This window comes from Raoultibacter massiliensis (assembly GCF_900199545.1).
In the GTDB taxonomy this organism is placed as follows: Bacteria; Actinomycetota; Coriobacteriia; order Coriobacteriales; family Eggerthellaceae; genus Raoultibacter; species Raoultibacter massiliensis.
This window is the reverse complement of record NZ_LT962670.1, coordinates 367,756-392,661: the sequence shown is the minus strand read 5'-3', so window position 1 is coordinate 392,661 and position 24,906 is coordinate 367,756. Positions and strand designations below refer to the sequence as shown.

Sequence of the window (24,906 nt, the reverse complement as noted above, 5' to 3'; positions counted from 1 at the left end):
ATCCACGCCACGTGGAGGGGCAGCTCGTCGGCGACCCCTTCGGCAATATCGTTGCGCTTGGCGAACGCGTTTGCTCGGTGCAGCGCAATCATCAGAAAATGGTGGAGGAAAGCCCGTCTCCGTTCGTTGACGATGAGATTCGAGCCGCCATGAACGAAGCCGCCATCCGCGCCGCACAGGCGGTCGGCTACACATCGGCGGGAACCGTCGAGTTCCTGCTCGACGAGGATCGCACGTTCTACTTCATGGAGATGAACACGCGCATTCAAGTGGAGCATCCCGTCACCGAAATGGTCACGCGCACCGACCTCATCGAGGAAATGATTTCCGTTGCGGCAGGAGAGCCGCTCACCTTCACCCAGGAAGACATCGACCCGCGCGGACACGCTATCGAATGCCGGGTCAACGCCGAGGAACCCGCCCGCGGCTTCCTTCCCTCGCCGGGCACCATCTCGCAGATGCACCTGCCCGGAGGAAACGGCGTGCGCGTGGACACCGCCGCCTACGACGGCTACCAGATCACCCCCTACTACGACTCGATGATCGCGAAGATCATCGTGCACGGACGCGACCGCACCGAAGCCATCGCCAAAATGCGCACCGCACTTGAGGAAATGGTAGTCGTGGGCGTGAAGACCAATCTCGATTTCCAGTACGCCATCATGGAAAACGAAACGTTCGCCGCGGGAACCGCCGATACTGGCTTCATCGAGCAGTTCTTGAAGGGCGAGGTATAGCGATACCGACGCGCCCGAACGGTCGGCATGCCCGACGGTTCCGTTGGCCGATGGCGCAGAAGCAATGCGGAAAGCCTCGAATTCAGCCGAGCCGATGAAAGGAACAACGATGAGCACCGTTTCGAACAAACCCGAAGGCGTTGATGCCGAGGTCTGGGATCGCATGCTTCGCGCGACGCCCGCCGAGGCGCGCCGCATCATTCGCTCGGGAGCCTTCCAGGCCCCCACCAGCGGCCTTTGCCCTGGATATGCGCAGGCGAACCTCATCGTCCTGCCAAAGGAGCAGGCCTACGATTTTCTGCTGTTCGCACAGCGAAACCCCAAGCCCTGCCCCCTGCTCGAGGTGACCGAGGTGGGAGCTCGCGAGGCAACGATCTGCGCGACCGACTGCGATATCGCAACCGACTTTCCGAAGTACCGCATTTACCGCCACGGAGAGCTTGTCGAAGAAACCACCGATGTCGCCGCCTACTGGCGCGACGATTTCGTCTCCTTCGTGATCGGCTGCTCTTTTTCCTTCGAGTCGGAACTGGTGGAGGCGGGCATCGAAATGCGCCACAACACCATGGGCCGCAACGTCTCGATGTACCTCACCGACATCGACTGCATGCCTGCCGGCTCTATGGGCGGCAAAATGGTCATGTCGATGCGCCCCATCCCCCACGATCAAGTGGTTAAGGCCGTCCAGATTTCCGGCGCCATCCCGAAAGTGCACGGCGCGCCGATGCATATCGGAGACCCCGCCGCGATCGGCGTGCGCGACATAGCCCATCCCGAGTTCGGCGATCCCGTCGATATCCGCGAAGGCGAAGTTCCCGTGTTCTGGGCATGCGGCGTAACCCCGCAATCGATCGTCATGAATTCCAAGCCCGAATTCGCGATCACCCATGCACCCGGCTGCATGCTCATCACCGATACGAAGAACATCGATTTGAAAGAATAGCTCGCGCGCGAAGCGCTTGTTCGATAAAGTAACGATGAACGGATCGAGGGGCAGCGATGGCCCACGGAAGCCCGAGAAACCGAACGGAGCAAAATCCTTGCTGACCAAATTCCACTTGTCGGATTTCACGTTGTACGCTGTGGGAATATCTGTCTGGATGATACTTGTCTCATGCTCGGGATCAACCTATATGCTGCCGCTCTTGCCGCCCGAAGCGAACGTCGAAGCATACGTCATTCCGCAACAAGGAGCCTACGTCGCCCTGTTCTTCGTTGCCGCGCTCATCGAATGGAAGCGTCGGCCTATCGGCCAGCATGCTTTCGAGCGAATTACGCTCGGGAGCTTCGTCATCGCAATCGTATGCATTGCCGCTCTTTACTTTGGCCTAGAGGTCAGCGCACTCCTCGTCGCATACGGCATGAGCATGGGCGTGGGCATTGCGGCGGGATTCATGCAATGGATCCGCATTGTTGCAGAGCGACCAACGAGGGAAATCGGATTGCTCCTCTTCATCGCATCAGGGTTTTCCATAGTTTCGGGTATTGTTTTCTGTTTCGTCCCATTTGAATGGCGTATTCTCATCTTCGCCATCGCATTGGTTCCCGCAACGATCGTGCTGCTGCATCTCAATACCAAAAGTCTTCGAGTCGCAGGAAACAAGGCTGCGCCAGCGAACATCGAAGGAGGCTCCAGGCGACTTTTCTCCAGCCTCGCCGTCCCAATCATCTGCGCAATCGTGCTGACGCTTGTTGCCCCGATCGCCAGCACCACATACATAGACACGACAGGGCAAGACCTTTTCAGAACGCTGCTGGCCCAAATTGCAAACGCCGTTGCCCTTGCGGTGCTCGCTGTGATCTATCTCGGCATGAACAGAAAAGTAAGCATGTTCAATGCTTACTGCATGCTGCTCCCCGTACTGGCAAGCTCTGTGCTCATAGCTTCATTTTTCGAACCGAGTCAGCGATGGTTCGTCCTGTTTCTCGGAGACGTTTGCTTCTGCACGGTTTCGTTCTTGATGATGCTCACATGCTGTTCGATTTCGAAGCAATTGAACACGTCGGCGATCGTCGTTTACGGACTGTTCGGCGGGTTCGTGTATTTGGCCAGAATCCCTGAAATTCTTTTAGTCACAACAACGGCCCACCCCCTCGATGCCCTCGCACCTTTTGCCATAACAGCCCTTCTGCTGTATCTTTTGACGATCCCCACATTCTTCCTGCCTTTCCTTCGAAAGCAGTCGAATAAGGTCTGGAACGCCAAAGAGGCGCTCACGGTATCCGACCTCGCACAAGCTTGTGAAAATATCGCTGAACGATATTCGCTTCCAAAGCGCCAGCTCGAAGTGCTGACGCTGCTTGTCGGTGGACACAGCATTCCTCATATATCAGAGGCGCTGTTCCTTTCCTCGAATACAGTAAAAACCTACCGGAAAGCAATCTACGCCACGGTCAACGTGCATTCCAAGCAAGAGCTCTTAGACCTCGTGTACGACGAGCTTCGCAGAGAGGAAACAAGCCCGCAGCTATAGTCCCGCTAATTGACGAAGAGAGCAGCCGGACTGTATAGATCCGACGGCTCCCTTCGTCAATATTGAGATTTTCACGCAGCAGAAAACAGGCTGCTCAAAACAACTCGAGCACTATAAAGAAGATTCAGCTACTTCGGCCGCATACCATCCGCAGAAGTACGAGAATGCCGAACATGATCCCCCAAAGCCGTGACTGTATTCGGTCATGAAAAACTGCGAGGCATCGGCTCCACCTGCAAAGAGTCCTTTGATGGGATAACCCTGGGCGTCTATTACGCGCAAATCCTCATCAACTTTTACCCCGCACAGAGTAGAAAACCAGGTGGGAACCACCTTTATTGCATAGAAAGGACCGGTAGCCAGTTCGTGAAGCGCTACGGGGTCTTTCCAGAAATCGACATCTTCGCCGTTGCGCGCCAACTCATTGTAGCGGGCAATCGTGGCGGCAAGGCCCTCTGCATCGATCCCAGCAGATGAGGCAAGCTCCTCAACGGTATCGCCTTTCCATACCGCACCTCCCCCGACGGCAGCATCCAGCGCTTCTCCCATGCTCGGCATGGGATCCCCATCTCCTTCCGGAGCGATAACCCAGCGAGACCCCATGATGAAGGGCTCCGTCTCCATGCGCTCAACGGCAGCCTGGTCGAAGACATTGAAGTAAAAGCCTCCATTTTGACGATAGGCCGTACCGAAATTCGACGAAATCGCATCCCACTTCTCGTTGCCTAAACGCTTTCCTCGCTCGTTCACCCAAAGATTGGCCTCGCGACATGCACGGTCTATCTCAGAATCCCAAACGTTGTCGGGGCTTGCCGGCGACCCCTGCCCAGGTGCGGCAGCCCACATCTCTTGCGACTCGACACCGCCAACGCCCAAAGCCATAGCGATACCGTCTCCATTGTGAGGGATGCCCATCTGCTCATCGCGCTTGTATGCGATCGTTCCCGCTTCGCCGATATAGTAAGCAACCATATCGGGGTTGGCTCCGAATCCGCCCGTTCCCAAGAAAACGTTTTTCGCTGAAAAGTATAAATCCTTCTCGTCTTTTCCGTCTGCCAGTGCGCCCACGACCGCGCCGCTATCATCGACGACGAGCTTGGTAGCTCCCATCGAAGTATACAGACGACCGCCTTTTTCCTCGAATTTTTCGGTCACGAATGCATTGACGCCAGATCCCATGCCTTCATACATAATTCCGCCTACCGGCGCCTCAACGCCACCCGAAGCGCAAAAGACAATGCCCATACCGTTATCGTAGAGCCAATCGTGCGGCCCGTGATTATGCTTGATGTAGTTGGATACCAAAAGGCCGTCGGAGAGCCATGCGTTTTGCATCTGGAAATAATGGTAGACCTCGGCAGAGGTGCCGCAGGGAGAACCCGATTCCTGTAAATACTTGCTATCGTTGAAAAGCTGGGTTGCCTCCGTTCCTACACCCGCACCGCCCGTCATCGGATTCTTCTCAAGCAATATGGTGTCCATCCCGAGCTCTAACCCGTGAATGGCCGCAAACAGACCGGTATTTCCTCCACCGATCACCAGCCATTCGCAAGTCGCGTACGGCTCCCCAAGCTCCGATGCCTTCACGGGCTTGATCGCAAACCTATCCGCTCCAGAAGCGCGAACCGCATACGCAGTAGACGCATCGGAGGCAGTGCCGGCACCCACAGCAGAATTCTGGATACCCGAATCTCCCTCGGCAGATGGCGAGCAGCCTGCTACGCTTGCAAGCGCCATGCCAGATACCGCTGCGGCGCTCAGCCCCAAAAAGTTTCTTCTTGTTACCTGTTTCATCTTCTCCCCTTTCGGATCGCGCAAATCGCTTGACTTGCTGGGAAAACCCTATGCGTCCTCCCTCGAGCGCAATAGCCCTCAGAAGGAGGTTTCTTGTCAGAAAGACCTCCCCTAAAAGGGGATTTCCCAGTTCGGAAGCCCAAGAGCAAGAGACATTTTGCGCTACAATAGCGAGACAGGTTGTTCAAGAAGGGAAAAGGAGCCCTCGTGTTTACCGTCGATCTCAACTGCGATCTCGGCGAAAGCTTCGGTCGCTACGCCCTCGGCCTCGACGCAGAGGTCATTCCGCTCGTTTCGAGCTGCAACGTCGCGTGCGGCATGCACGCGGGAGACCCGCTCGTCATGAAGAAGACCGTTGCCATGGCCGCAGACGCACGCATCGCCATTGGGGCGCACCCGGGCTATCCCGATCTGCAGGGCTTCGGCCGTCGCGACCTCAACCTCTCTCCCGAAGAAGCGTATGCCTTCACGGTTTACCAGATCGGCGCGCTCGCCGGGTTCTGCGCTGCGCAAGGCGTCGAGCTCAATCACGTGAAACCGCATGGGCAGCTCTACAACCGCGCTGCGGTTGATGCCGACCTCGCCTCCGCCATCGCGCAAGCGGTCTGCGATGTCGATTCCGAACTCGTGCTGGTCGGCCTTGCGAACGGCAAGCTCATCGAAGCGGGCCGCGCGCGCGGTCTCGCCGTCGCCCAGGAGTTCTTCACCGACCGAAACTACACCGACGAGGGAACGCTTGTGCCCCGAAGCCGCGCCGATGCGCTCATCGCCGACGAGGAGTTCGCCGTGCGGCGCGCCGTTCGCGCCGTCAAGGAGGGCACCATCGAAAGCGCAAGCGGAAAGACCATCGCGATCCAAGCCGACACGATCTGCGTGCATGGCGATAACGCCCATGCGCTCGAATTCGTTTCGAAGATCCGCAGCGCTCTCGAGTCAGAGGGAATCGAAATCAAACCCGTTGAGTAGAAGGCGGTGCAGCCGAACGCCGTTCGGCATGTTCCCTGATGCAATCCAAAAACGCCCGGCCGTAGCGCTCGGCTTTCACCTGTCCGACGCCTGACACGGCAAGCAGCTCCTCTTCGTTTGAGGGCATCTTCTCGCACATATCGAGCAGCGCTGCATTGGTGAACACGATGTAGGCCGGCACCCCCGCTTCGGACGCGAGCTCGAAACGGAGCGCCTTGAGCTTCTCAAACAGCTCGGCATCCGCAGAGGACGACCGTCCGCGCGCTTCGCCGCGCCGACCCGGCTCGACGAAAACCTCCTCTTTCGGCAACCGCTTGGGAACCTTGATCTCGAACGAACCGCGCTCTTTCAAGAAGGCGGCTCCCTTCCCCGTGATCTCGACGACAGGATAGCCGCCTGCCGTCTGGACAAGGTAGTCCTCGGCAATCAGCGCGTCGAGTACGTAACGGATGCGCTTGGCGGGAACGGCACCCATGATGCCGTACGTTGTAAGCCCGTCGTAGCCTTGCGCGCGTATCTTTTCCGCTTTCGACCCGCGGAGAATATCGACGATGAGCGCCTTGCCCGCCCGCCGATCGCGTTGCGCAAGACGCAGCACGCATGAGAGTATTTTCTGGGCCTCGACCGTCACATCCTCAACCTCGAAATCGGTCGAGCAGTTCGAGCAATTCTCGCAGCGATAAGGGGAATCGGTTTGCCCGAAATAGCGCAAGATGAACGAGCGGAGGCAATCGGTCGAGGTGCAGTAGAAGACCATTTGGCGCAAACGATCGCAATCTCGATCGTAGATCGCGCGAGAGGCGCCATCGGCATCCGCGAGGGCGGACTCGCCTGCAGAATCGCTCCATGCGCCTGTGTCGGCGAAACCTCCGCCCCGGTCCTCGTAGCTTTTGTCGATGAGGAACTGGCAGGTCTGCACGTCTTTCTTGTTGTAGATGAGAATGCAATCCGCAGGGCTTCCGTCACGCCCTGCACGGCCCGCCTCCTGATAGTAGCTTTCCACATCGGATGGCATGTTGTAGTGGATGACGAAACTCACGTTCGACTTATCGATGCCCATGCCGAACGCATTGGTAGCCACCATGATCGGCTTGCGGTCGAACAGGAAATCCTCTTGGTTTGCATGTCGCTCCGAGGCGGCAAGCCCCGCGTGGTAGCGCGTCGCCGCAAACCCGTTTTCACACAGAAGACCGCAAACATCTTCGACTGCAGAGCGCGTCGAGCAGTATACGATGCCCGCCTGCCCTGCGTGTTCGCGAACAAGACGCAGCAGACAGGCGCGCTTCGCCTTGGGATCGGGCCGTTCTACCCCGAAGTGCAGATTCGCCCTGTCGAATCCGGAAACGAGCGTGAACGGATCGCGCAACTCGAGCGCCCGCGCAATGTCTTTTTGCACCTCGGGCGTCGCCGTTGCCGTAAGCGCGCATACGGGCGGACGTTTGGGAAGACCTTCTATGAAGGAGGCTATCCTCAAATAGCTGGGCCTGAAATCCTGCCCCCATTGAGACACGCAATGCGCCTCGTCGATCGCCACAAGCGACAGTCTTGCCGTTTTGCACAGCGAAAGAAACCGCGGGGCGTCAAGGCGCTCGGGCGCAACGTAGAGCAGCTTGCACGAGCCCGAAGCGGCGTACTCGAGGACTTCCGCCTGCTCGACAGGGGAAATCGAACTGTTGAGAAACGCTGCCTTCACACCCGCTTGGTTAAGCGCGCTCACCTGATCTTTCATGAGGGATATCAGCGGCGACACGACGATGGCAAGACCGTCGGAGATGATGGCCGGAATCTGATACACAAGCGATTTGCCCGCACCCGTAGGCATCACGGCAAGCACGTCATCGCCCTTGAGCACGTGCTCGATAAGCTCGCTCTGATTCGGCCTGAACGATTGGTGTCCGAAATATTCCTTGAGTGCCTTTTGCGCCTGTTCGAGCATGTTGTTGCAGCCTTCGAAATCCACTGGGCTTGCGAGCCCGCCTATTGGTCGCATCCATTATGGCATGATCGGGGGAGAAGAACAGCACTGCGTTTCGAAATCGAACGAACGGCTCTTTGCAATGCAAACCGACGAGGCACAGGCAGAGCCGCAAGGTAAAATTCGCGGCTCACTGGGACCGCGTCGCCCTTCGTCCATTGCGTGAGCATAATATCTTGCATTTTCAGGTACAATCAACCTGATTGTTTTGCCTCTGCGTTTCGCGTCGGTTAATTCACGACCGTCTCGGGGCTTTGCGCGGTTTCCGCTGAGACAATGCATGAGGGGCAGTATCCGCAACGACAAAAGAAGAAGGAGGAGGCTGTATGAGCTCATCGATAGTTCAGCGTCTGAAGAGCATCGGCCCGGGCGCACTCGTGGCTGCCGGCTTCATCGGCCCCGGCACCGTTACTACATGTACCGTATCCGGCGCAAACTACGGGTATACGATGCTATGGGCGTTGCTCTTCGCAACGGTTGCAACCATCATCTTTCAGGAGATGGCTGCGCGCGTCGGCATTGTCAGCCAAAAGGGTCTGGGTGAAAACATCCGCGATCGCATTCCCAACAAAGCACTGATGTGGATTGCTATTGTGGTTGTTCTCATCGCCATCTTCGTCGGCAACATCGCCTACGAAACGGGCAACATCACCGGCGGCATTCTGGGCATCCAGGCATTCGCTCCCGACATCCCTATGATCCCCATCGTCATCGTGCTGGGCCTTCTGGCGTTCGCCGCCATGTGGATCGGCAGCTACAAGGTGGTTGAGGTTATCCTCACGGCCATCGTCGTATTCATGGGCGTGGTGTTCGCCGTTACCGCGTTCGCTTCGAGCCCCGACTGGGGCGCGGTCGTGCACGGCCTGTTCATGCCGGCGCTGCCCGCCGAGGGATCTGCCGGAATCCTAACCGCCGTCGGCCTCATCGGCACCACCATCGTGCCGTACAACCTGTTCCTGCACGCATCGGGCGCCGGAGAGCGCTGGAAGGACCCCGAGAAAGTATCCGATGCGCGCCTCGATGCCGTAATCTCCATCGGGCTTGGCGGCATCATTTCGATGGCCATCCTCATCTGCGCCGCCGCAAACATCTACGGCACAGGCGTTACCGTCGCCAACGGCAAGGACATGGCGCTCGCCCTGCAGCCGCTCCTCGGATCATGGGCTACCTGGATGATCGGCCTTGGCCTTCTGGCAGCCGGTTTCTCTTCGGCCATCACGGCGTCGCTTTCGGCCGCCTATGCGGTCAACGGCGTACTTGGCTGGAAGAAAACGCTCAAGGACATCAAGTTCAAAGTCATTTGGATGATCGTGCTTCTGGCTGGCTGCATCATGGCAATCGTGCTCGGTCACAGCCCGACGGAGCTTATCTTGGTTGCGCAGGCGGCGAATGCGATCCTGTTGCCCTTCATCGCATTCTTCGTGCTGTACTGCGCGAACGGTAAGGATCTCGGCAAGTGGAGAAACCACTTGTTCGCGAATATCGCAGGCGTCGTGATCATCGTGATCACGCTGTTCATGTGCTGGCGCAACATGTCGAGCTTCTTGAGTTCGCTCACCTCGCTTATCGGCGGATAGACAAGCCGCAACACGCGATCCTCGCAAAGGCGCAGCTTCGGCTGCGCCTTTTTGTCATCTCGGGATGATCGACGCATCCGTCCGCACGCCCCTATCGACGCCCGCCGAGAAGTCGCCCTGCTTCGCCAAGACGGGGCGGTCTGGTGAAGCGGGGCGACTGCAAGCGCTCCCAAGCAGGACCTGAACCAAACTAAAGTATTTTCCCAGTTCAAGCATATGTCAAATACTTTTGACGGCCCGAAAACCCCCGATGCAAAAGCCATTGGGCAGCGCTGTCGGGAAAAGACGGGTAAGGTTCTCGGCATAAGGTTCGCCACGTATTCGAGAACGGAGTTTCACCATGACGGAAAACCAATTGGCCGAAGGCAGCACGCAGGAAGCAAGCAAAGCCGAGAGGGATCTGAGGTTCAAGAAATGGTCGCAGTCGGTGCTGATAGTATTCTTGCTTTTCTTCTGGGTCGGGTATTTCTACTCGCTGTACCAGGGCAACCAGAGCAACGTATCCAGCTATACACTCATGATCATGTCGTTTTCTCTGCTCAACGCAGAGATTTTGTTCACGCGCAAAAAGACGCAGAACACCGCGCTGAACGTCATCGCGAAGATCGAAGGCGCGCTTTTCTTCCTCTGGGCGCTCGCCACCGTCATCTTTACGATATTGAAATAGCGATTTCGCTACCGTAAGCATCGACATCGATTACACTCTGCGAAGGCGGCCGGACATGCTCCGGCCGCCTTCGCCTTGGCTTCGGCTTGCCTGCGCACCCCGATGCCGCCCCGCGCGAATCATGCGGCCGCCGCGGTCGCCCTGTCGCCATCGCCTTCTGCGCAAGAAGTCGCCGCCCATCATCGCAAAGAACGCTGCAAGGAGCCAACCTCTTCGCGAAACGCAGTATTCACGCGATGCCGCGAATCACCACCAAATCGAATAGAATCCCAAGCTTTCGTGAGAAAAAGCTTGACCTGGGTGCAGGTTATTTCGGTTTTGCGTGCTTCACGGCGTCGAGGCGAGGCGAGGCCGTTCATGTTGGAAATCGACCATTTCTCTGATCTGGGACCTTTCCGACGTTACCAATATCGGGCCATCCGCATGGCGAGAACATGGCCTTTAGAAGCACGAGAAAGCGTACAAAACCGAAATAACCTGCACCCACGTAACGATTTTCTTCACGGGGGGATACGGAACACCATCGACGCAAAGAGTCACACGCGCCGAACGTCCAGATCCCACGCCTGTCAAACACTTTAGACAGCGCCAAAACCCTCATGTCAAACCGTTTTGGTGGTATCGTATCTCCCGACATGACATGCTCCGAATCGCGAAAGGAATGCAGTGGAACTCGGCAACCAGATCAGGATCCATCGTACGGCCCGCGGGTTATCGCAGGAAGATCTCGCAGAGAAGATATACGTCTCGCGTCAGACGATATCGAACTGGGAGACCGACCGTACCTATCCGGATGTGCAAAGCCTCCTTCTGCTGAGCGCTCTTTTCGACGTAACGATAGACGAACTAGTCAAAGGAGATGTCAAAACCATGAGAGAAACCGTCGAAGCCAACAAGATGAACAAGCTCGGATGGATCATGCTCGTCTGCGTAGTGCTCTGCGTGGCGCTGATCGGCCCGTGCTTCAGCATGTGGGGATTTCCCGGCCTGGTGCTGCCGTTCGCCCTCTGGGCCGTCGCCATGGTCAGCGCAGTTATCGTCGACAGGATCAAGAAGAAGAACAACGTGAAAACGTATTCCGAGATCCTCGCGTTCATGGAGGGCAAGCCCGTCGATCGCGAAAAAGCCGCCCGCGAGCGCAAGAACCATCTGGTGCGCAAAACGCTGCTCGTCATCGGCTTCGGCGCATGCGGCGGCATCATCGCGTATGCGAGCTTGATGCTGTTCAGCTAGGCAACCGGCGACGAGCCGGGCAGTTATTCGGGCATCCGGCTGCTCGGCCGCCCGGACACCCATGCGTGCGGCTGGAAACATTCGCCTCCGGCCGCACGCTTTCTCTGGGCATATGCACCTGACACTCGCTGGATGCAAATGCGATGCGCCGCGCCCGCCAACCCGCATGCTAGGCAAGTTCACCCGCCTGGAAACCCCAGCTTTACCGCTTACAGCTCAGCCGCATGCTTCCCGACCATATAGCCCTGCGTTTGGGCGATGCCAAGGCTCACGCCCGAAATCGACGTGGTGTACTGATACCCGAAACGGCTACCGGAGTTGTTGCCGGCGGCGAACAGGCCCTTGATAGGATTGCAGTTCTGATCGAGCACCTGGCTATCCTCGTTCACAAGCAAACCCGACGTGGTAACCATAGGCGTGCCGATCTCCTTCTCGGCGCAATACGCGTAATAGGGAGCCTCCATCCTGATCATGAGGTGGGCATCCTTGCCGAAGTCCTCATCGCGACCCTGATCGCACAGCTCGTTGTAGCGCTCGACCGATGCAACGAAGTTATCAACGGCCTCCCCGGTGTAGCCGAGATATCCCGCAAGCGTCGCAAGATCATCCGAACAGTACACCGTCGTGCTACCGCCGGGGCCGCCAGCAGCAGGGGCTCCGCCGCCCTCTTCCCCAGCCGCAGCATCTGCACCGCCACCTGCAGCGCCATCGGAAGATTCTTCCGCGCCTGCAGAACCCGCGGCGCCTCCGGCAAGCGCTTTTTCCATCGCCTCGTGGAGACCCGACATGCTCGGCTGGCTCGCCTCATGCGCGTAGTCTATCGCCATATGCGAAGGGACTTGCGCATGCACGTAATCATCGACGTTGCTGCCGAACACAGTCGCGATAATGCCCGAAGGCTCCTTTGCGCCGGGGATAGCGGCGAGCTCGATCGAGCCGAACCCCTCATTGCAGTAGCGCTTACCGTGGCTGTTGAGCCATAGCACCGGCGCCGTGCCCGCCGGGTCGCTCGGCGAATCGCACGGATAGAAGTAATTACCGCCCATGCCGCTCATGCAAGGATCGAGCTTGCCGCCCGCCCAATAGCCGAGCGCCACGCCCGATCCGTCCTGATCCATGCCCGCGGAGAGCTTTTCGCCCTCGGGCTTGAGGCCAAGGCTTTCAGTGTAAAGATCGGTCAGCATGTCCTCGTTGCCGCCGAAGCCGCCACCGGCCAGAATGACGCCCTTGCTCGCCGTCACCTTCACGTACGTCCCATCGGATTGCTCTCCGTAAGCGCCGGTCACCGCACCCGCATCATCGGTGATGAGCAGGTAGCCGCTCGTCCCGTAGTACACTTTGCCGCCGTTTTGCTCGACAACCTCGGCGCAATGATCGAGCGCTTCAACCATGAAGTCGCCAGTGTGCGCGCAGCCGATAAAACCGCGCAAGCCTCCAATCTGCTCCTGGTAGGCATCGTTTGCCGGCCATTGGCGGATAACGACGCTCGCGGGATCGGAAATGTAATCGCCGAACAACCAATCGAAACATTCTCCCGAGCTGGCGGCGTACCGGCGAATGAGGCCCGGGTTCGGACGGTTGTTGTGGCGCAGCATCCAATCGTTCATGAATACGAGCTCATCAACCTCGGGGACGCCCTGGCTCGCCAAAAGCTCGGAATTGATGTGGCCTACCTGCCCGCCCGACATGTACGAACGAGTATCTTGCGTCTGCTTTTCGAACGCGTACACCGTGGCCCCGCTCTCCGCTGCGGCTCGCGCGGCGCAGCTCCCCGCATGACCCAATCCGATGACGAGCACATCGCACGTCGCTTCTTCGGCGACCTCGGCAGGAGCTTCGGGGGCCGTGCGCCAAGAGGCGGCAGAAGAGCTCGACGAGCCCGAGCCCGAAGCGTTCGCCGAACCTTCGGCATCGGCGGATGTCGCCGGACTGCATCCCGCAAGCCCCGCCCCGGCAACAACCGCAGCAGCGGCTCCCCATCCGAGGAACGCCCTTCGCGACAAGCCCGCTTGCTTTTCTTCCATCGTTTTTTCATGCAGTGCTTTTTCACTCATGCTAATTCCCTCCTACAGGCATCAAATCCGTCAAGCGAGGGCGTCTGCTTGGAAATCGATCCAAGGGAGGGATGGAAGGAGGAAACCAATTTCCAAGCAGACGCCCTCGCCATTGCACGCATCCATTGTCGAAAATGGCTGGCTGCCGAGGAATCGCACTATTTCGGTAAAACCGCACACGTCTCCGTTTCGGCATCACGCTTTTGTGGTAAATCCCGCTCTCGAGCTCAATCAACCCGTTTCGTTTAGCGGAAGACACCTGCTTTGACGTATCATGGGAAAGGGAACGATGGGAGGCGTTATGCGATCGAGCATTCGATTTAGAGCAGAGCTTTCAGCCTTCGCGGCCTTTTTCGCCACCATACCGATTTATTCGCCGAACGTTGTCACGTTCGGCGAATCGATCAATGTTGCCGCCGACTCCATAGGATGGTTCGTCAACCCCCTGCTGATCAGCGCCCTTGCTTCCGGCATCGCCTTAGCGCTCGCCTCGTTTAGATGCCCTATAGAAGACGCACTCTTCTCGTCGAAGTCCATCGGGATCTCGACGGTTCTTTACCTGGGGGGATTCGCGCTCATGGCGATTGATGCCTTTTGGGGGCAGATTCTTCCGCTCAAGGCCATTGCTGGCATCGCCTGCGGCTTCGGACTCATCCCCCTTTGCGTCGCATGGGGAACGCTACTTGCCTCGATGGACATCAGGAGGGTCCTTCTCCATCTTGCAGTGTTCTGCGGCATTGGATCGCTCGTGGCTTTCATGCTTTCGTCTCTAGACGGGCTCGCCCTTCTTGCATCGTATTTCTTAATGCTCATCATCGGCGTATCCACGCCGATCGTCAAAGCGCTCTCCCATGGCATCGCACTCGAGGCAGACGGGAGGCCCGAATCGGAAAAAGAACCGAGCGACGATGGGGTCGCCGCCGATTCGCTTGTAGCAGAATCGCTTCCCGTGCGACAGGGCAACGACCCGGTCATCCAGACCTTTAAGCGGCTTGCCTCGGTTGCCGCCGCCCCGTTCATCGGGTTCATCGTGTTCGCCTTCACGATGTCGGCACGCAAGTTCAGCTTGTTCGGCTCCTACGACATCGAGATCTTCGCGGGAATGATCGCGCCGCTTATCGTGATCCCCTTCTGCTTCATTCCCATCAAGCGCCCGTTTTTCTCGTTCATCTACCAGCTTCTGCTGCCTATCTGCTCTCTTGTGCTCATCGTGTTCAACAGCTTTCCGCTTGACACGGTCCCGCAATGGATCGGGGCCGCAGCGGTCTACGTATTCTTCGCTATGCTCGGGCTGCTTGCGCTCGCCGCGCTGTGTGCCGTCGCCCACGCTCGCGAGTTTCCGCCGTCGCTCATATTCGGAGGCACCCTTACCGCATTCTCCGTCATTTCGCTCGGGGGAATACAGGTCAGCCAGATCATCCCCGAAGACACCCTCGGACCCGCGCTTCTCGTTATCAGCACGCTTTACTTTACCGGACTCATCTTCGCTGCGCTCATATCCCTCTCGCGCAATCACGGCGATGCTCCCACGACGAGCGTCGCCGCCGTGCCGGTGGAAGAGTTCCTGAAAACCCGCTGCGAAGAGATCGCGCGGGAAAAATCGCTCTCGCCGCGAGAAGCAGAGATCCTGCTCTATATCGGACGGGGTCACAATCCCGTATTCATCGCCAAGACGCTCGTACTCTCGGTGAGCACCGTGCGCACCCATATCCGCAACATCTATCGCAAGATCGGCGTCTCATCGCGAGAAGAGCTGCTCGCGCTCGTAGACGCGGGAGATTTCGCGTTTTCGCAAGACGGCGGAGCTGACAAGCCGGTTCCCCACGCGCATTGAGCGCAGGCAGCTATCCGGGCATCCGGCTGCAACGCCGTGCGCGCCCGCGCGCACCCTGCCCCGCATGCAGCGCCCGCGTGCAATCCCAAGCAGAACGGCAAGGGCGCACCCGCTTACGCGGATGCGCCCCTCTTCGCCCTGCCGTTATCGCACCGGGTGTCGGAAACGATTACTTCGCAGTCTGGGAGGACTGCACATCGGCAGCCTTGTCAACCGCCGCACGTCCACCGTGGTTGAATCCGGTGTTGATGACTCCCTGCGTGTTTCCGGTTACGAACCTCGCCTTGTTCAGAGTGTCGATTTCCTTTTTCATATCCTCGACGAGCTTGATGGCAAGCTGCATGGAGAAATCCTGGCGGGCAACCACGCGCTGCACCGTGGTATCTTCCATATCCTTCGGCATCGGATACGCGGGCACAAGCCAACCGCTCATGCGCAGGCGGTCGGACAGATCGTAGAGCGACCATGACACGTCCGCATCATCTTTGAGGCCCCAGCAGACGATCGGGATGTTGGAAGCGTCTTCGTAGATTTCGAAGAGGCCCATCTCCTTGATTTCGGCGGCAAGATAGCGCGCCACGTCGAGCGTGCGCTGCTGGATCTCTTTGAAGCCCTCGAAACCGTTGCGCATCAAAACGTAGTACTGGCCCACGATCTGAGAAGCGGAACGTGAGAAGTTGATGGCCATCGTAGCCTCTTCACCGCCGAGATAGCTCACCCAGAAGATCAGATCCTCGGGAAGCGCCTCTTTGCTGCGCCAGATAACCCAGCCGATGCCAGGATACACGAGGCCGTATTTGTGACCGGAGGTGTTGATCGACCAAACGTTCTTCAAGCGGAAATCCCACTTGAGATCGGGATCGACGAACGGCGCGACCATGGCGCCCGAAGCGCCGTCGACATGGATGCGAATCGGAAGATCCTTGTGCTCCTGGTTGTACGCCTCAACGAGCTCGTCGAGCTTCTCGACATCGTCGAACTTGCCGGTATAGGTAATACCGAGGATAGCCGTGATGCCGATGGTGTACTCGTCGACGTAATCCATGACGGTATCCATGTTGAGCGACAGATGATCTTTCTCGAGCGGCACAAGGCGCATCTCGATATCCCAGTAGCGGCAGAACTTCTCCCAACACACCTGGTAGCCCGAAGAGATGACGAGGTTCGGACGGCGCTCGGAATAGATGTTCACGCCAGCAGCCTTCGCAAGTTTCTTCCAGCGGAAGAGCATGCCGAGGCCCCCGAGCATGCACGCCTCCGAAGACCCGACAGTCGAGGTGCCCATGGGCTCCTCGCTCGGATCGGCGTTCCAGAGGTTGCCGATCATGGCAACGCAGCGGTTCTCGAGGTCGGCCGTCATCGGATACTCGTCTTTGTCGATTGCGTTCTTCTCCATGGTCTCCGCCATGATCTTGGTGGCCATGGGCTCCATGTAGGTTTGGCAGAACGTGGTCAGGTTCTGCGTCGCATTGCCTTCGATGGAGAGGTACTCTTTGATCATCTCGTAGGCCAAACGCGGCTCGACCGGTTCCTGATTCATTTTATCGAGCGGCATCTGGGTATCGCTTGCCTCGGATCCGAAGATCGGGGTGAGATATTTGGTCTTCTCATCCATCTGCTCGAGCACGGTGCTTTTCTCACTCATTGTTTTACCTTTCTCTTGATACATTGCTCTATGTTCTCGTTGAATGCATTCAGCGTTGTTTCTGGCGAACCGACCGGCTCGCGGTGCTTACCACCTGAGGGCTCAACTGCCCGGACGGTTTTTGGCGCGCGCATCCTTAAACGCCGCCGATTCCATCACCGAAGCACTCGGCTTCGCATCGGGCCCGCCGATGCCCTGCGCTGCGGCGGCGTTGCCTGCAGGAAGCGGATCGCCACCGGTCGGCGGAAGCGTTCCCGAACCCGACCAGCGATGTCGCAGGCCGTAGATGATGAACGGCAAAGCCACCGAAACCGCGAAGCACACGAACAACGTGGTCTGATAAACCATGTTCGCCTGCGGCGTCAGCTCCGAAGAGGGGAAGAAGGAGATGACGAGCGTCGCAATCGTCACGACCATGCCGATGCCGGCGAAGATAGCCTTGAACGGCGTGCCGCCGGGAAGCTGGAACTTGCGCGGCAGATCCTTCTTCTTGAAGACCAATACGAAGTAGCCGAGGAAGAACAGCACGTATCCCACGAGGTAGATGACAACGGTAAGCCCGATGGCGGTCAGATATCCGACCGACGAGCTCGATCCGCCCGAAAGGGCGATCGATCCGCAGAGCACAGCATCCCATACGGTTACGATGACCGCCTGGATAACGACCGTCTTCACAGACACGCCGTGCTTGTTGACCTTCTTGAACGTGGGAGGAAGAATGCCCTCGTGCGCGGTATCGAGCAGCGCACGCGACGGACCGACGATCCACGCGGAGATCTCGGCGAGCACGCCGAGTGCAAGCAGCACGGCGACAACGTAGACGAGCCATCCCCATTCCGCACCCAGGTGCGTTACGAAGATCGCCTTGAACGCCTCGATAACGCCGAACGAAAGATTGCTGTCGAGCGTTTCGGCGGGAAGCGTGGTCGCAACGGCCAGCCCGCCGAGCGCGTCAAGCGCAATCGTCATAACGACGAGGATGATCATGGCGAGCGGGTAGTTGCGCGTCGGATTCTTCAGCTCGTTGATATGCGAAGCGCTCGCCTCTACGCCCATGTACGCCAAGATGAACGATGCGAATATCACAAGCGTATCCACCTTGCTGAAATCGGGGATAAGCGTGTGAAAGTCCATCGTTATCTGGGACGCACCGCCAGTCAGAAAATAGGCGGCCAAGCCGACGAACAGAATCGCGGCTGGAAGCAGAATGCCACCCAAGAAGCCGACCTTCGAAATACGCGCGGTGAATTTCGTACCGCCGAGCTGCGTAAACGTCAACGCCCATACTATGATGGCAACGCCGATGAACATGACGAGCGGGTTATTGTAGAGCGCGTCCCATTTGAACACGTAGGCCAATGCGGCCAAAACGAAAAACGACATGGTCACGAAGCCGACGGTAATCTGGAACCACTGGAAGAACAGCGCGGCGAAGCCCCAGCGTTTGCCGAGCGTGTTGCCGACCCAGGCGAAAATGCCCCCGGACTCCCACCCCTTCACCGTTGCCATCTCGGCAGCGCACAAGGCAACCGGAAGGAACCATAGCAGGCCGCCGATAATCAGGAAGAAAACCAATTGGAATCCCGACGAGGCGAACGAGGGATACTCGTACACCGTCATAACCATTGAAGCGGTGATGGCGAAGAAGCCGAAGAAGCTCAGGCTGCGCTTGAAGCTCGGCTTGCCGACTGCACCGATGGGGGCGCTTTCCGACGACGTGGATGGTCCGCTCGATTTGCTCATGCTCATCATCTCCTTTCTCAGACGGGTGCGCGCCTGCATGGGCGCACACGAATTTAGGTTCTTACCCGTTCTACCATCTGAGAAATTGCATGCAAGAGCTACAGGAGATCGTTAACCCTCGCGTGGTCGACCCGTGACCGTCTCGGAAGCTCCGTGAAACTCAGCTGTAATCGTTGAGTCCCGAGGTTATAGGTTCAACCGTCCGCCGCATATTTGATGCCGCCAGCATAGCATTAGCGACCGTTTGCCGCCGAAACCGTCGAATCGTCTGCCGTAAGAGGGAGATTGCGCGAGAAGCGCAACGGGAAGAACCGCGATAAGGAAAACGCCGTCCGAATTATCGCATGGGAAACGAATTGGGCAATGCAAGCGCATCGTCGGGCCAAAATGACGTCGAGCAGGCCGCAGTACACCTACTTCATATAGTCGGCAATGACTTCGGCAAGCAGCGTTGCTGCGGTGTCGTGCACATCGTAGCCTTCGGATATCGCCGCGACGGCGGCACCGTCGACGATGGCGTAGACAAGCCTCGGCGACATCGACACGCTCGCCCGATCGAGAATGCGCTGCACCGCCGCATCGAGAGCCTGCCTGCCCCGCTGGTAGGCTTTCGTGACCGCTTCCGATTCGGCTGCCGCGATCAGCTGGGCGTAGTGCGCTGCCGGCACGGTTGAATCCTCGGGCAAGCATGCCTTGATCAGCAGATCGACGCAGTTCTTGCGGCATTCTTCGGGAGTGAGTTTTTCAGCCGCCTCGGCCGCACGTTCGGCGCGCTGCGCCCACATTTGGATATTGTGCTGGCCTGCTTCCTGCAAAAGCTCCGTCACCGAATCGAAGTAGTATCCGACCGACGACGAGGCGGCGCCCGCCCACTTGGCAACCCTTCTATACGTTACGGCGCTCGGCCCCTCTTCGCGCAGAAGAGCCGCCGCCGCCAGCACCAGCGATGCACGCGTGATTTGCGCCTTCAGAGATTTCGGTGTTTGCGACGTCTCGCCCATACGCCCTCCCATCGGACAGTCCCGCTCTGTTCGCTCCGCTGCCCGCACATGTATTTCTCCCTATTATACGGCAGATCGCCCCGCAGCCCAAAGGGCATGCGGGGCAACAACCGACGGCTGCAAGCAAAGCAAACGATGCAGCCGCTCGAATCCTTCGATAGCCAGCAGGCCGGCCCTACACTTCCGACAAATCCTTGCCCGTATGTTCGTGCGACATGATCATTGCCACCAGAGCGAGCACGGCGATGAACACCATATAGAACGCCGGTGCGATATCGTTGCCCGTAGCGTCGATCAGCCAGAACGAGATGTACGAAGCGGATCCGCCGAAGATGGCATTGGCCAAATTGAAACTCAAGGCGAATCCCGAATAACGAACATCGGTGGGAAACGTCTCGGTCAGGTAGCTTGACAGGGTGCCGTCATTGATGGTCAGTAGCAAGCACATGATAAGCTCGACCATGAGGATGATCCAAAAGTTCTTGGTTCCCAACAGCATGAATGCCGGTATGGTGCATACGATGAAGCCAACGCATGCGATAATCAACATCTTCTTGCGTCCGAAATGATCGGATATGCGCCCCGAAAGGAAAATGAAGCCGATGTAGACCACCAACACGACGGTGGTGATGACGGAGGCCAAGCTCGCATCGTAGCTCAGCGTCGTTTCAAGGTAGTTCGGCAAATACGTGAGCACGGCGTAGAACCCGACCGCATTGAGCACGCAGGCGCCGAACGAAACGACCAACACGCGGAAATGCTTCTTGAACAGCGTGCGGATGGGCTTCTTCACGCTTGAACCCATGCGCTTCAGGTTGCGCTGCATCTCCTCGTACACCGGCGAATCCTCGAGATGCGTTCGGATGTAGTGGGTGATGTAGCCAAGCGGCAAAGCCAAAAGAAACGGAATGCGCCAGCCCCAATCGACCACGAACGACGATTCGGCGCCCCATACGTTGAACATGAAAGTGGCGAACAGAGAACCCACGAGCAGGCCCGTCGCCGTCGAAGCGGGAACCATCGAGCAGTAGAAGCCGCGATGGTTCTTTGGCGCGTATTCGGCAATGAAGGTGGCCGCACCGGCGTACTCGCCTGCTGCAGAGAAGCTCTGCACCATGCGCAGCACCAGCAAAAGGATCGGCGCGCCGACGCCGAGGACCGCGTAACCGGGCAGGCAGCCAATGAGAAACGTCGCCCCGCTCATCATGAGGATCGAAATGGACAAAGCCCACTTGCGGCCTCTCTTATCGCCCATGTTGCCCCAGAAGATCGCACCGATGGGCCTCACGAGAAACGAAAGGGCGAAAACGGCGAAGGTGCTCATAACCGAAACCAAGCGGTCTTCGCCCGGAAAGAAGACAAGCGCGATAACCGTTGCCAGATACGAGTAGCTCGCATAATCGAACCATTCGATGAAATTCCCGAGAAACGACGAGAACGTAACCTTCTTGAGCGTTCTGTGCTTCTCTTCTTCGGAAAATTCGCGCAGCGACGGCTCGGTTGCCATGGTTTTTTCAGCATTCATGATAATCCCCTAAGAAATGTGCGGCCTCGTTCATGTGCGCGCGGAACCTTCCGCGAAACGCGTAGTTCATGTGAAGCCCTCCTTCCAAGACGGGAATGGATAGCCTTGCCTCTAGAGCATAATACCCCTAAAAACTAAGATTCTCGTCATCATGTAACAATATGTGCAGTCAGTAGACCTACCTTGTAAACAATCAGTAATCTTCGAGCAGCTCGACTTGCGCCCTGCTCACGCGGTCGATGAACGAACGCTTCGCCTTCTGGCCGCCCTTGGCGAGCTTGCTCAAGATGACGCGCTTCAGCCGCGGGTAATCATTCATGCCGTACCAGGCGAACGCGGTTCCGCCGACATACGCCTCCACGATGCTGTGCACGGGAAGATCGGCGTTGCGCTTCTTGTCGAGCGCCAGATACTCCTTGATCTCATCTGCGCACACGTCGCGAATGACTTCGGCGCTGATCTCCAAATCGCGGGCCAGCTGCTTGAGCTGGTAAGCAACCTCTTCGTCGTCCGCATGCGGGAAGTACGTCACGTCGTAGGCAACCGCCCCCGCGCCGTTCGCCTTCGCAAACGCAAGCAGCGATTCGAGCGACATCATCTGCACGTGATCTTCCGTGCGCTCCGCAATGTCGAGCTCTGCGGGAAAGCCGGGAATGCCCAGCCGCTCGAACACGCAGGCAAGCTCCTCTTCGCTCATTGCAGCTTCGAACTCGACCTCGGTAGCAATGTGGGTCAGATTGTTCGTCATCTTCATGTGCCACACCTCTTTCTGCTCATCCGAGCATACATAAAACGCCTCAACCGCCCGACAACCTCCACGCTATTCTGCCGAGCAGCCAACCGTCCCGTCGGTCGGCTGCTCGCCTGCGCTTCGTTATCTCGTTCACCGTAAGCAGGAACACGCGGCCGAGTGCGTATCGCAGAATCTAGCTCAACCCTTCTTTGCTTTCTTCCTCTTCAAGATGGGCGGCAAGCTTTTGGCTGATTTCCTCCTGCTGCTTGAGCTTGCGCCCCGCAATCATGCCTTTGATAGAGGGCACGGCGCCGCCTCCGATAATGAGTATGCCGCCGATAATCGTGTTGACGGTAAGCGCCTCGCCGAAGACGACGAGCCCGACGAAGATCGCGACGGGGACCTCCCAATACGCAATGGTCCCGTAGTCGGCTGCGGGAAGATTGCGCCCGGCAACCAGCAAGAACCCGAGGGCGATGGGCCCGCAGATGATCCACAGAAGAACGGCGCCGGCCCAGTTAAACGGCGTGAAGTGCACATTGAGAGCCCAGTTCGCCATATCCGGCGACGAGCCGAGCGAGTTGAGGATGATGGTCACGGCGCCGGCGCCGACTACTGCGAAGATGAAATTCCATACGCCGCGGGCCGTGGTGTCGGCGTCTTTGCGGTAGCCGTTGAAGAACATGGACGCGCCGTAGAACACGCCGGATGCGAGGCCGAACATATCGCCGATTCCCTTCATGGGGAATTCGGGCGTCGACGTTTGCAGATTGAAATCGATGAAAAAGCCGCTTTCATTGAATCCCATGAGGTTGTTGCCGAACAGCATGCCGATGAACACCGCAAGCAAGCAAACCCACTGCAGCTTCGACATGGGCTCCTTACGGAAGATTCGCGCCAGCAAAACGCAGATGACAGGGCCGATGTAGATGAAGAGCACCGCATTCGACACCGTGGTCAAAAGCGTCGACGTCACGTAGCACGCAAGCGACAGACCGATCATGAGGCCGCCGAGCGCTATGGCGGGCGTTAGTTTGAGCTTCTTGAATACATGCACTTTATGGGTGGCAAGAAGCAGGATCACGAAGAATATGACGCCCATGCCCATGCGTCCGACCGCCATGAGCGCCCCGATGCTATCTCCGGCGTTGAACCCCGCCGTACCGTCGAACATATCGGTGCGCGTAGCCCAACGGCTGAACAGCGGTACGAGGCCCATGCCCGTGGCAGAGATCAGCATGGCGATGGTACCGAAGCCCACCCTCATCTTGTATCCGCCGGATCCGTCTTTGCCGTTCCCGTTTTTCTTCTCTGTCCCCATGGGGTTGAGATCATTGTTATCCGCCATTGGTCCTCCTTAACCAGTAGCAGGGAAATGAGGGCGGTCGTCGGATGCGCAGCACGGGAGGCGCTGCCCATCGCAGGGCGAAATCGAGGCCAAGTCGTGCGAAAAGCCGCTTCGCCTTCGGCATGCGATGGGTTTAAGCATGCAACGACCTAAGGGGTGGTATGCCCCAAAACAAAACGGGGGTTTGGTTCGCTTAAGCGACCAAACCCCCTTTCTATCGACTGGTCTTGAATCGGTAGTAGCAGTAAAACGAGCGGGTTGCGAGAACTTAGTCGTTCCACATCTCCGGATGGATGAGCGTCGAATCCTTGACGCGGTTCGGGAAGTAATCCTCGCAGCCGCCTTCGCGGTAGACGTCGGCGGTGGAGCAGTGCAGGCCGCCGCCGAACGGATAGGCGTCACGCAGATCGCAGGGGATGACGTTCATACCGAGCTTGTCCATCTGCTCCTGCTGATACACTTCGGAAGCCTCGACGATAACGGTCTTCGGGTCGAGCACGAGGCAGTTCATGGACAGCCACACCGAGCTGTAGCACAGCGCCGGCGGCTCGTCGTGAGCCGGCTGAGCAGCATCGACGATCTGCCAATCGTTGGCCTCGAAGATAGCGCGCTGCTCTTCGGGCAGGTGGCGAACCGGGTTGTTGATGATCAGGCCCGGACGAAGCGGCACGAAGGTGGCGTCGATGTGGATCGGATACGGGTCGCCGGGGAAATTCACGGCATGGACGCGCAGATCGGGGTAGTAACGCTGGAACCATTCCATAGCGGTGCGGTTGGTGGTAAGGCCGTGCTGGATGAACAGGTCCTTGCCCATGCGCATCACATCGGCGGCATCCCACATCGGCTCGACTTCGGTGGTGACGAAGTCTTTGTTGGCCGTGCGGATGAGGCGCTCTTCGAGCGAGATCTTCTCGTCGTAGTAGTTGTGCTTGTAGGAAGCGTCGGTCAGGCGCGGACGGGGAGCCTGGGTCCACTTGAATTGGGGATCCTCGTCGAAGTACTGCTTCATGAGCGGCCAGTAAGCCAGATACTCGAAATAACGGCAACGGAAGGAGTTCGCAGAAGCCATGATCTCGTTTCCGATGGTGAGCAGAATGTCACGGGGAGGCATGCAGGTCATCATGGAGTCGTTGCGGAAATCGGGAGTGCCGATGGCCTGGTTCCACTGGAGCGGAGTCGGGCGGTCTACCTGAACGCCGCGGCTCTCAAGGATCTTGACGAGGTTCTCGAGGCATTCGTTGCCGCGCTCGACGGTTGCGAGCGGACGGAGGCCCCACATGCCGCGCATCTCGGAATCAACGGGAACCTTCTCGGAAGTCGCGGGCTCCTCGGGGGGAATCATAGAATTGTCGCAACGGCCGACAATAACGCGCTTCAACGGATCCCAGTCGTTCCAAGAGTTGACTATCTTCGCCATGACAGTCTCCTTTCTGGAAGGCGACGCCTTCCAAATGTGTAAGTGGCGCACTACCTGATGCAGCTTCCCAGCATAAGTACCGCGGCTGCAGGAACACGCAAAGGGACTCTGCCGTGCTTGTGGAATCCCCGATTCCTCCGTGGCATTTTCTATGCCAGTTTTGCCCTTGCCTATGGTATACCA

At 58.0% G+C, this 24,906-nt stretch carries 18 protein-coding genes; 8 read left to right on the top strand and 10 right to left on the bottom strand.

Going from position 1 to position 24,906, the window contains the following annotated elements; all coding sequences use genetic code 11:
• From C1719_RS01635 to C1719_RS01625, 3 genes are all read left to right on the top strand, one after another.
• Window positions 1-737: ATP-binding protein (locus C1719_RS01635; RefSeq protein WP_483880058.1), on the top strand; the 737-nt coding region annotated here is incomplete at its 5' end.
• Window positions 738-846: 109 nt separating this feature from the next.
• Window positions 847-1,680 carry a putative hydro-lyase gene (locus tag C1719_RS01630; RefSeq protein ID WP_102373501.1) on the top strand — a complete coding sequence of 278 codons (834 nt, stop codon included), beginning with the start codon at window positions 847-849 and terminating at the stop codon, window positions 1,678-1,680.
• 424 nt (window positions 1,681-2,104) lie between these two features.
• Window positions 2,105-3,211 (top strand): helix-turn-helix domain-containing protein, encoded by a 1,107-nt coding sequence (locus C1719_RS01625; RefSeq protein ID WP_180963414.1) that lies wholly within the window; start codon window positions 2,105-2,107, stop codon window positions 3,209-3,211.
• A 111-nt stretch (window positions 3,212-3,322) separates the two neighbouring features.
• Here the strand turns inward: C1719_RS01625 and C1719_RS01620 are convergent, their stop codons facing one another.
• Window positions 3,323-5,005: an FAD-dependent oxidoreductase gene (locus C1719_RS01620; protein WP_102373499.1), complete on the bottom strand. Its 1,683-nt coding sequence runs from the start codon at window positions 5,003-5,005 to the stop codon at window positions 3,323-3,325.
• A 207-nt stretch (window positions 5,006-5,212) separates the two neighbouring features.
• Between C1719_RS01620 and C1719_RS01615 the strand changes: the two genes are divergently transcribed.
• A complete protein-coding gene (locus C1719_RS01615; protein ID WP_102373952.1) occupies window positions 5,213-5,971 on the top strand; it encodes a LamB/YcsF family protein in 759 nt (252 codons plus the stop codon).
• Here C1719_RS01615 and C1719_RS01610 read toward each other — a convergent pair.
• Window positions 5,955-7,907 carry a RecQ family ATP-dependent DNA helicase gene (locus C1719_RS01610; protein ID WP_102373953.1) on the bottom strand — a complete coding sequence of 651 codons (1,953 nt, stop codon included), beginning with the start codon at window positions 7,905-7,907 and terminating at the stop codon, window positions 5,955-5,957. The two genes, C1719_RS01615 and C1719_RS01610, sit on opposite strands and share 17 nt — an antisense overlap.
• A gap of 365 nt (window positions 7,908-8,272) precedes the next feature.
• Between C1719_RS01610 and C1719_RS01605 the strand changes: the two genes are divergently transcribed.
• The 3 genes from C1719_RS01605 (at window position 8,273) to C1719_RS01595 (ending at window position 11,423) form a co-directional block, all read left to right on the top strand.
• Window positions 8,273-9,523: an Nramp family divalent metal transporter gene (locus C1719_RS01605; RefSeq protein ID WP_102373498.1), complete on the top strand. Its 1,251-nt coding sequence runs from the start codon at window positions 8,273-8,275 to the stop codon at window positions 9,521-9,523.
• A 340-nt stretch (window positions 9,524-9,863) separates the two neighbouring features.
• Window positions 9,864-10,190, top strand: a complete 327-nt coding sequence (locus C1719_RS01600; RefSeq protein WP_102373497.1) for a hypothetical protein — start codon at window positions 9,864-9,866, stop codon at window positions 10,188-10,190.
• Between the two features lie 666 nt (window positions 10,191-10,856).
• A complete protein-coding gene (locus C1719_RS01595) occupies window positions 10,857-11,423 on the top strand; it encodes a helix-turn-helix transcriptional regulator (RefSeq protein WP_102373496.1) in 567 nt (188 codons plus the stop codon).
• A 209-nt stretch (window positions 11,424-11,632) separates the two neighbouring features.
• Here the strand turns inward: C1719_RS01595 and C1719_RS01590 are convergent, their stop codons facing one another.
• Window positions 11,633-13,477: an FAD-binding protein gene (locus C1719_RS01590; RefSeq protein ID WP_102373495.1), complete on the bottom strand. Its 1,845-nt coding sequence runs from the start codon at window positions 13,475-13,477 to the stop codon at window positions 11,633-11,635.
• 289 nt (window positions 13,478-13,766) lie between these two features.
• On the opposite strand from C1719_RS01590, the gene C1719_RS01585 reads away from it, so the two are divergent.
• On the top strand, window positions 13,767-15,311 hold the full coding sequence (locus C1719_RS01585) for a helix-turn-helix transcriptional regulator (protein ID WP_180963413.1): 1,545 nt from the start codon (window positions 13,767-13,769) through the stop codon (window positions 15,309-15,311).
• Window positions 15,312-15,480: 169 nt separating this feature from the next.
• Here the strand turns inward: C1719_RS01585 and gad are convergent, their stop codons facing one another.
• The 7 genes from gad to C1719_RS01550 form a co-directional block, all read right to left on the bottom strand.
• Entirely contained in the window at window positions 15,481-16,956 is a 1,476-nt protein-coding gene (gad, locus tag C1719_RS01580) for a glutamate decarboxylase (RefSeq protein WP_102373493.1), read from the bottom strand.
• A 102-nt stretch (window positions 16,957-17,058) separates the two neighbouring features.
• On the bottom strand, window positions 17,059-18,699 hold the full coding sequence (locus tag C1719_RS01575) for an amino acid permease (RefSeq protein ID WP_245874245.1): 1,641 nt from the start codon (window positions 18,697-18,699) through the stop codon (window positions 17,059-17,061).
• 413 nt (window positions 18,700-19,112) lie between these two features.
• Window positions 19,113-19,700, bottom strand: coding sequence for a TetR/AcrR family transcriptional regulator (locus C1719_RS01570; protein WP_102373492.1), 588 nt, complete (start codon window positions 19,698-19,700; stop codon window positions 19,113-19,115).
• Window positions 19,701-19,875: 175 nt separating this feature from the next.
• Entirely contained in the window at window positions 19,876-21,207 is a 1,332-nt protein-coding gene (locus C1719_RS01565) for an MFS transporter (RefSeq protein ID WP_102373491.1), read from the bottom strand.
• A 211-nt stretch (window positions 21,208-21,418) separates the two neighbouring features.
• Window positions 21,419-21,979, bottom strand: coding sequence for a hypothetical protein (locus C1719_RS01560; RefSeq protein WP_102373490.1), 561 nt, complete (start codon window positions 21,977-21,979; stop codon window positions 21,419-21,421).
• A 172-nt stretch (window positions 21,980-22,151) separates the two neighbouring features.
• Window positions 22,152-23,306, bottom strand: a complete 1,155-nt coding sequence (locus C1719_RS01555; RefSeq protein WP_245874243.1) for a DMT family transporter — start codon at window positions 23,304-23,306, stop codon at window positions 22,152-22,154.
• A 268-nt stretch (window positions 23,307-23,574) separates the two neighbouring features.
• The gene (locus C1719_RS01550) at window positions 23,575-24,723 is read right to left on the bottom strand and encodes a serine/threonine protein kinase (protein ID WP_102373489.1); all 1,149 of its coding nucleotides are present in this window, start codon (window positions 24,721-24,723) and stop codon (window positions 23,575-23,577) included.
• Window positions 24,724-24,906: the final 183 nt, after the last annotated feature.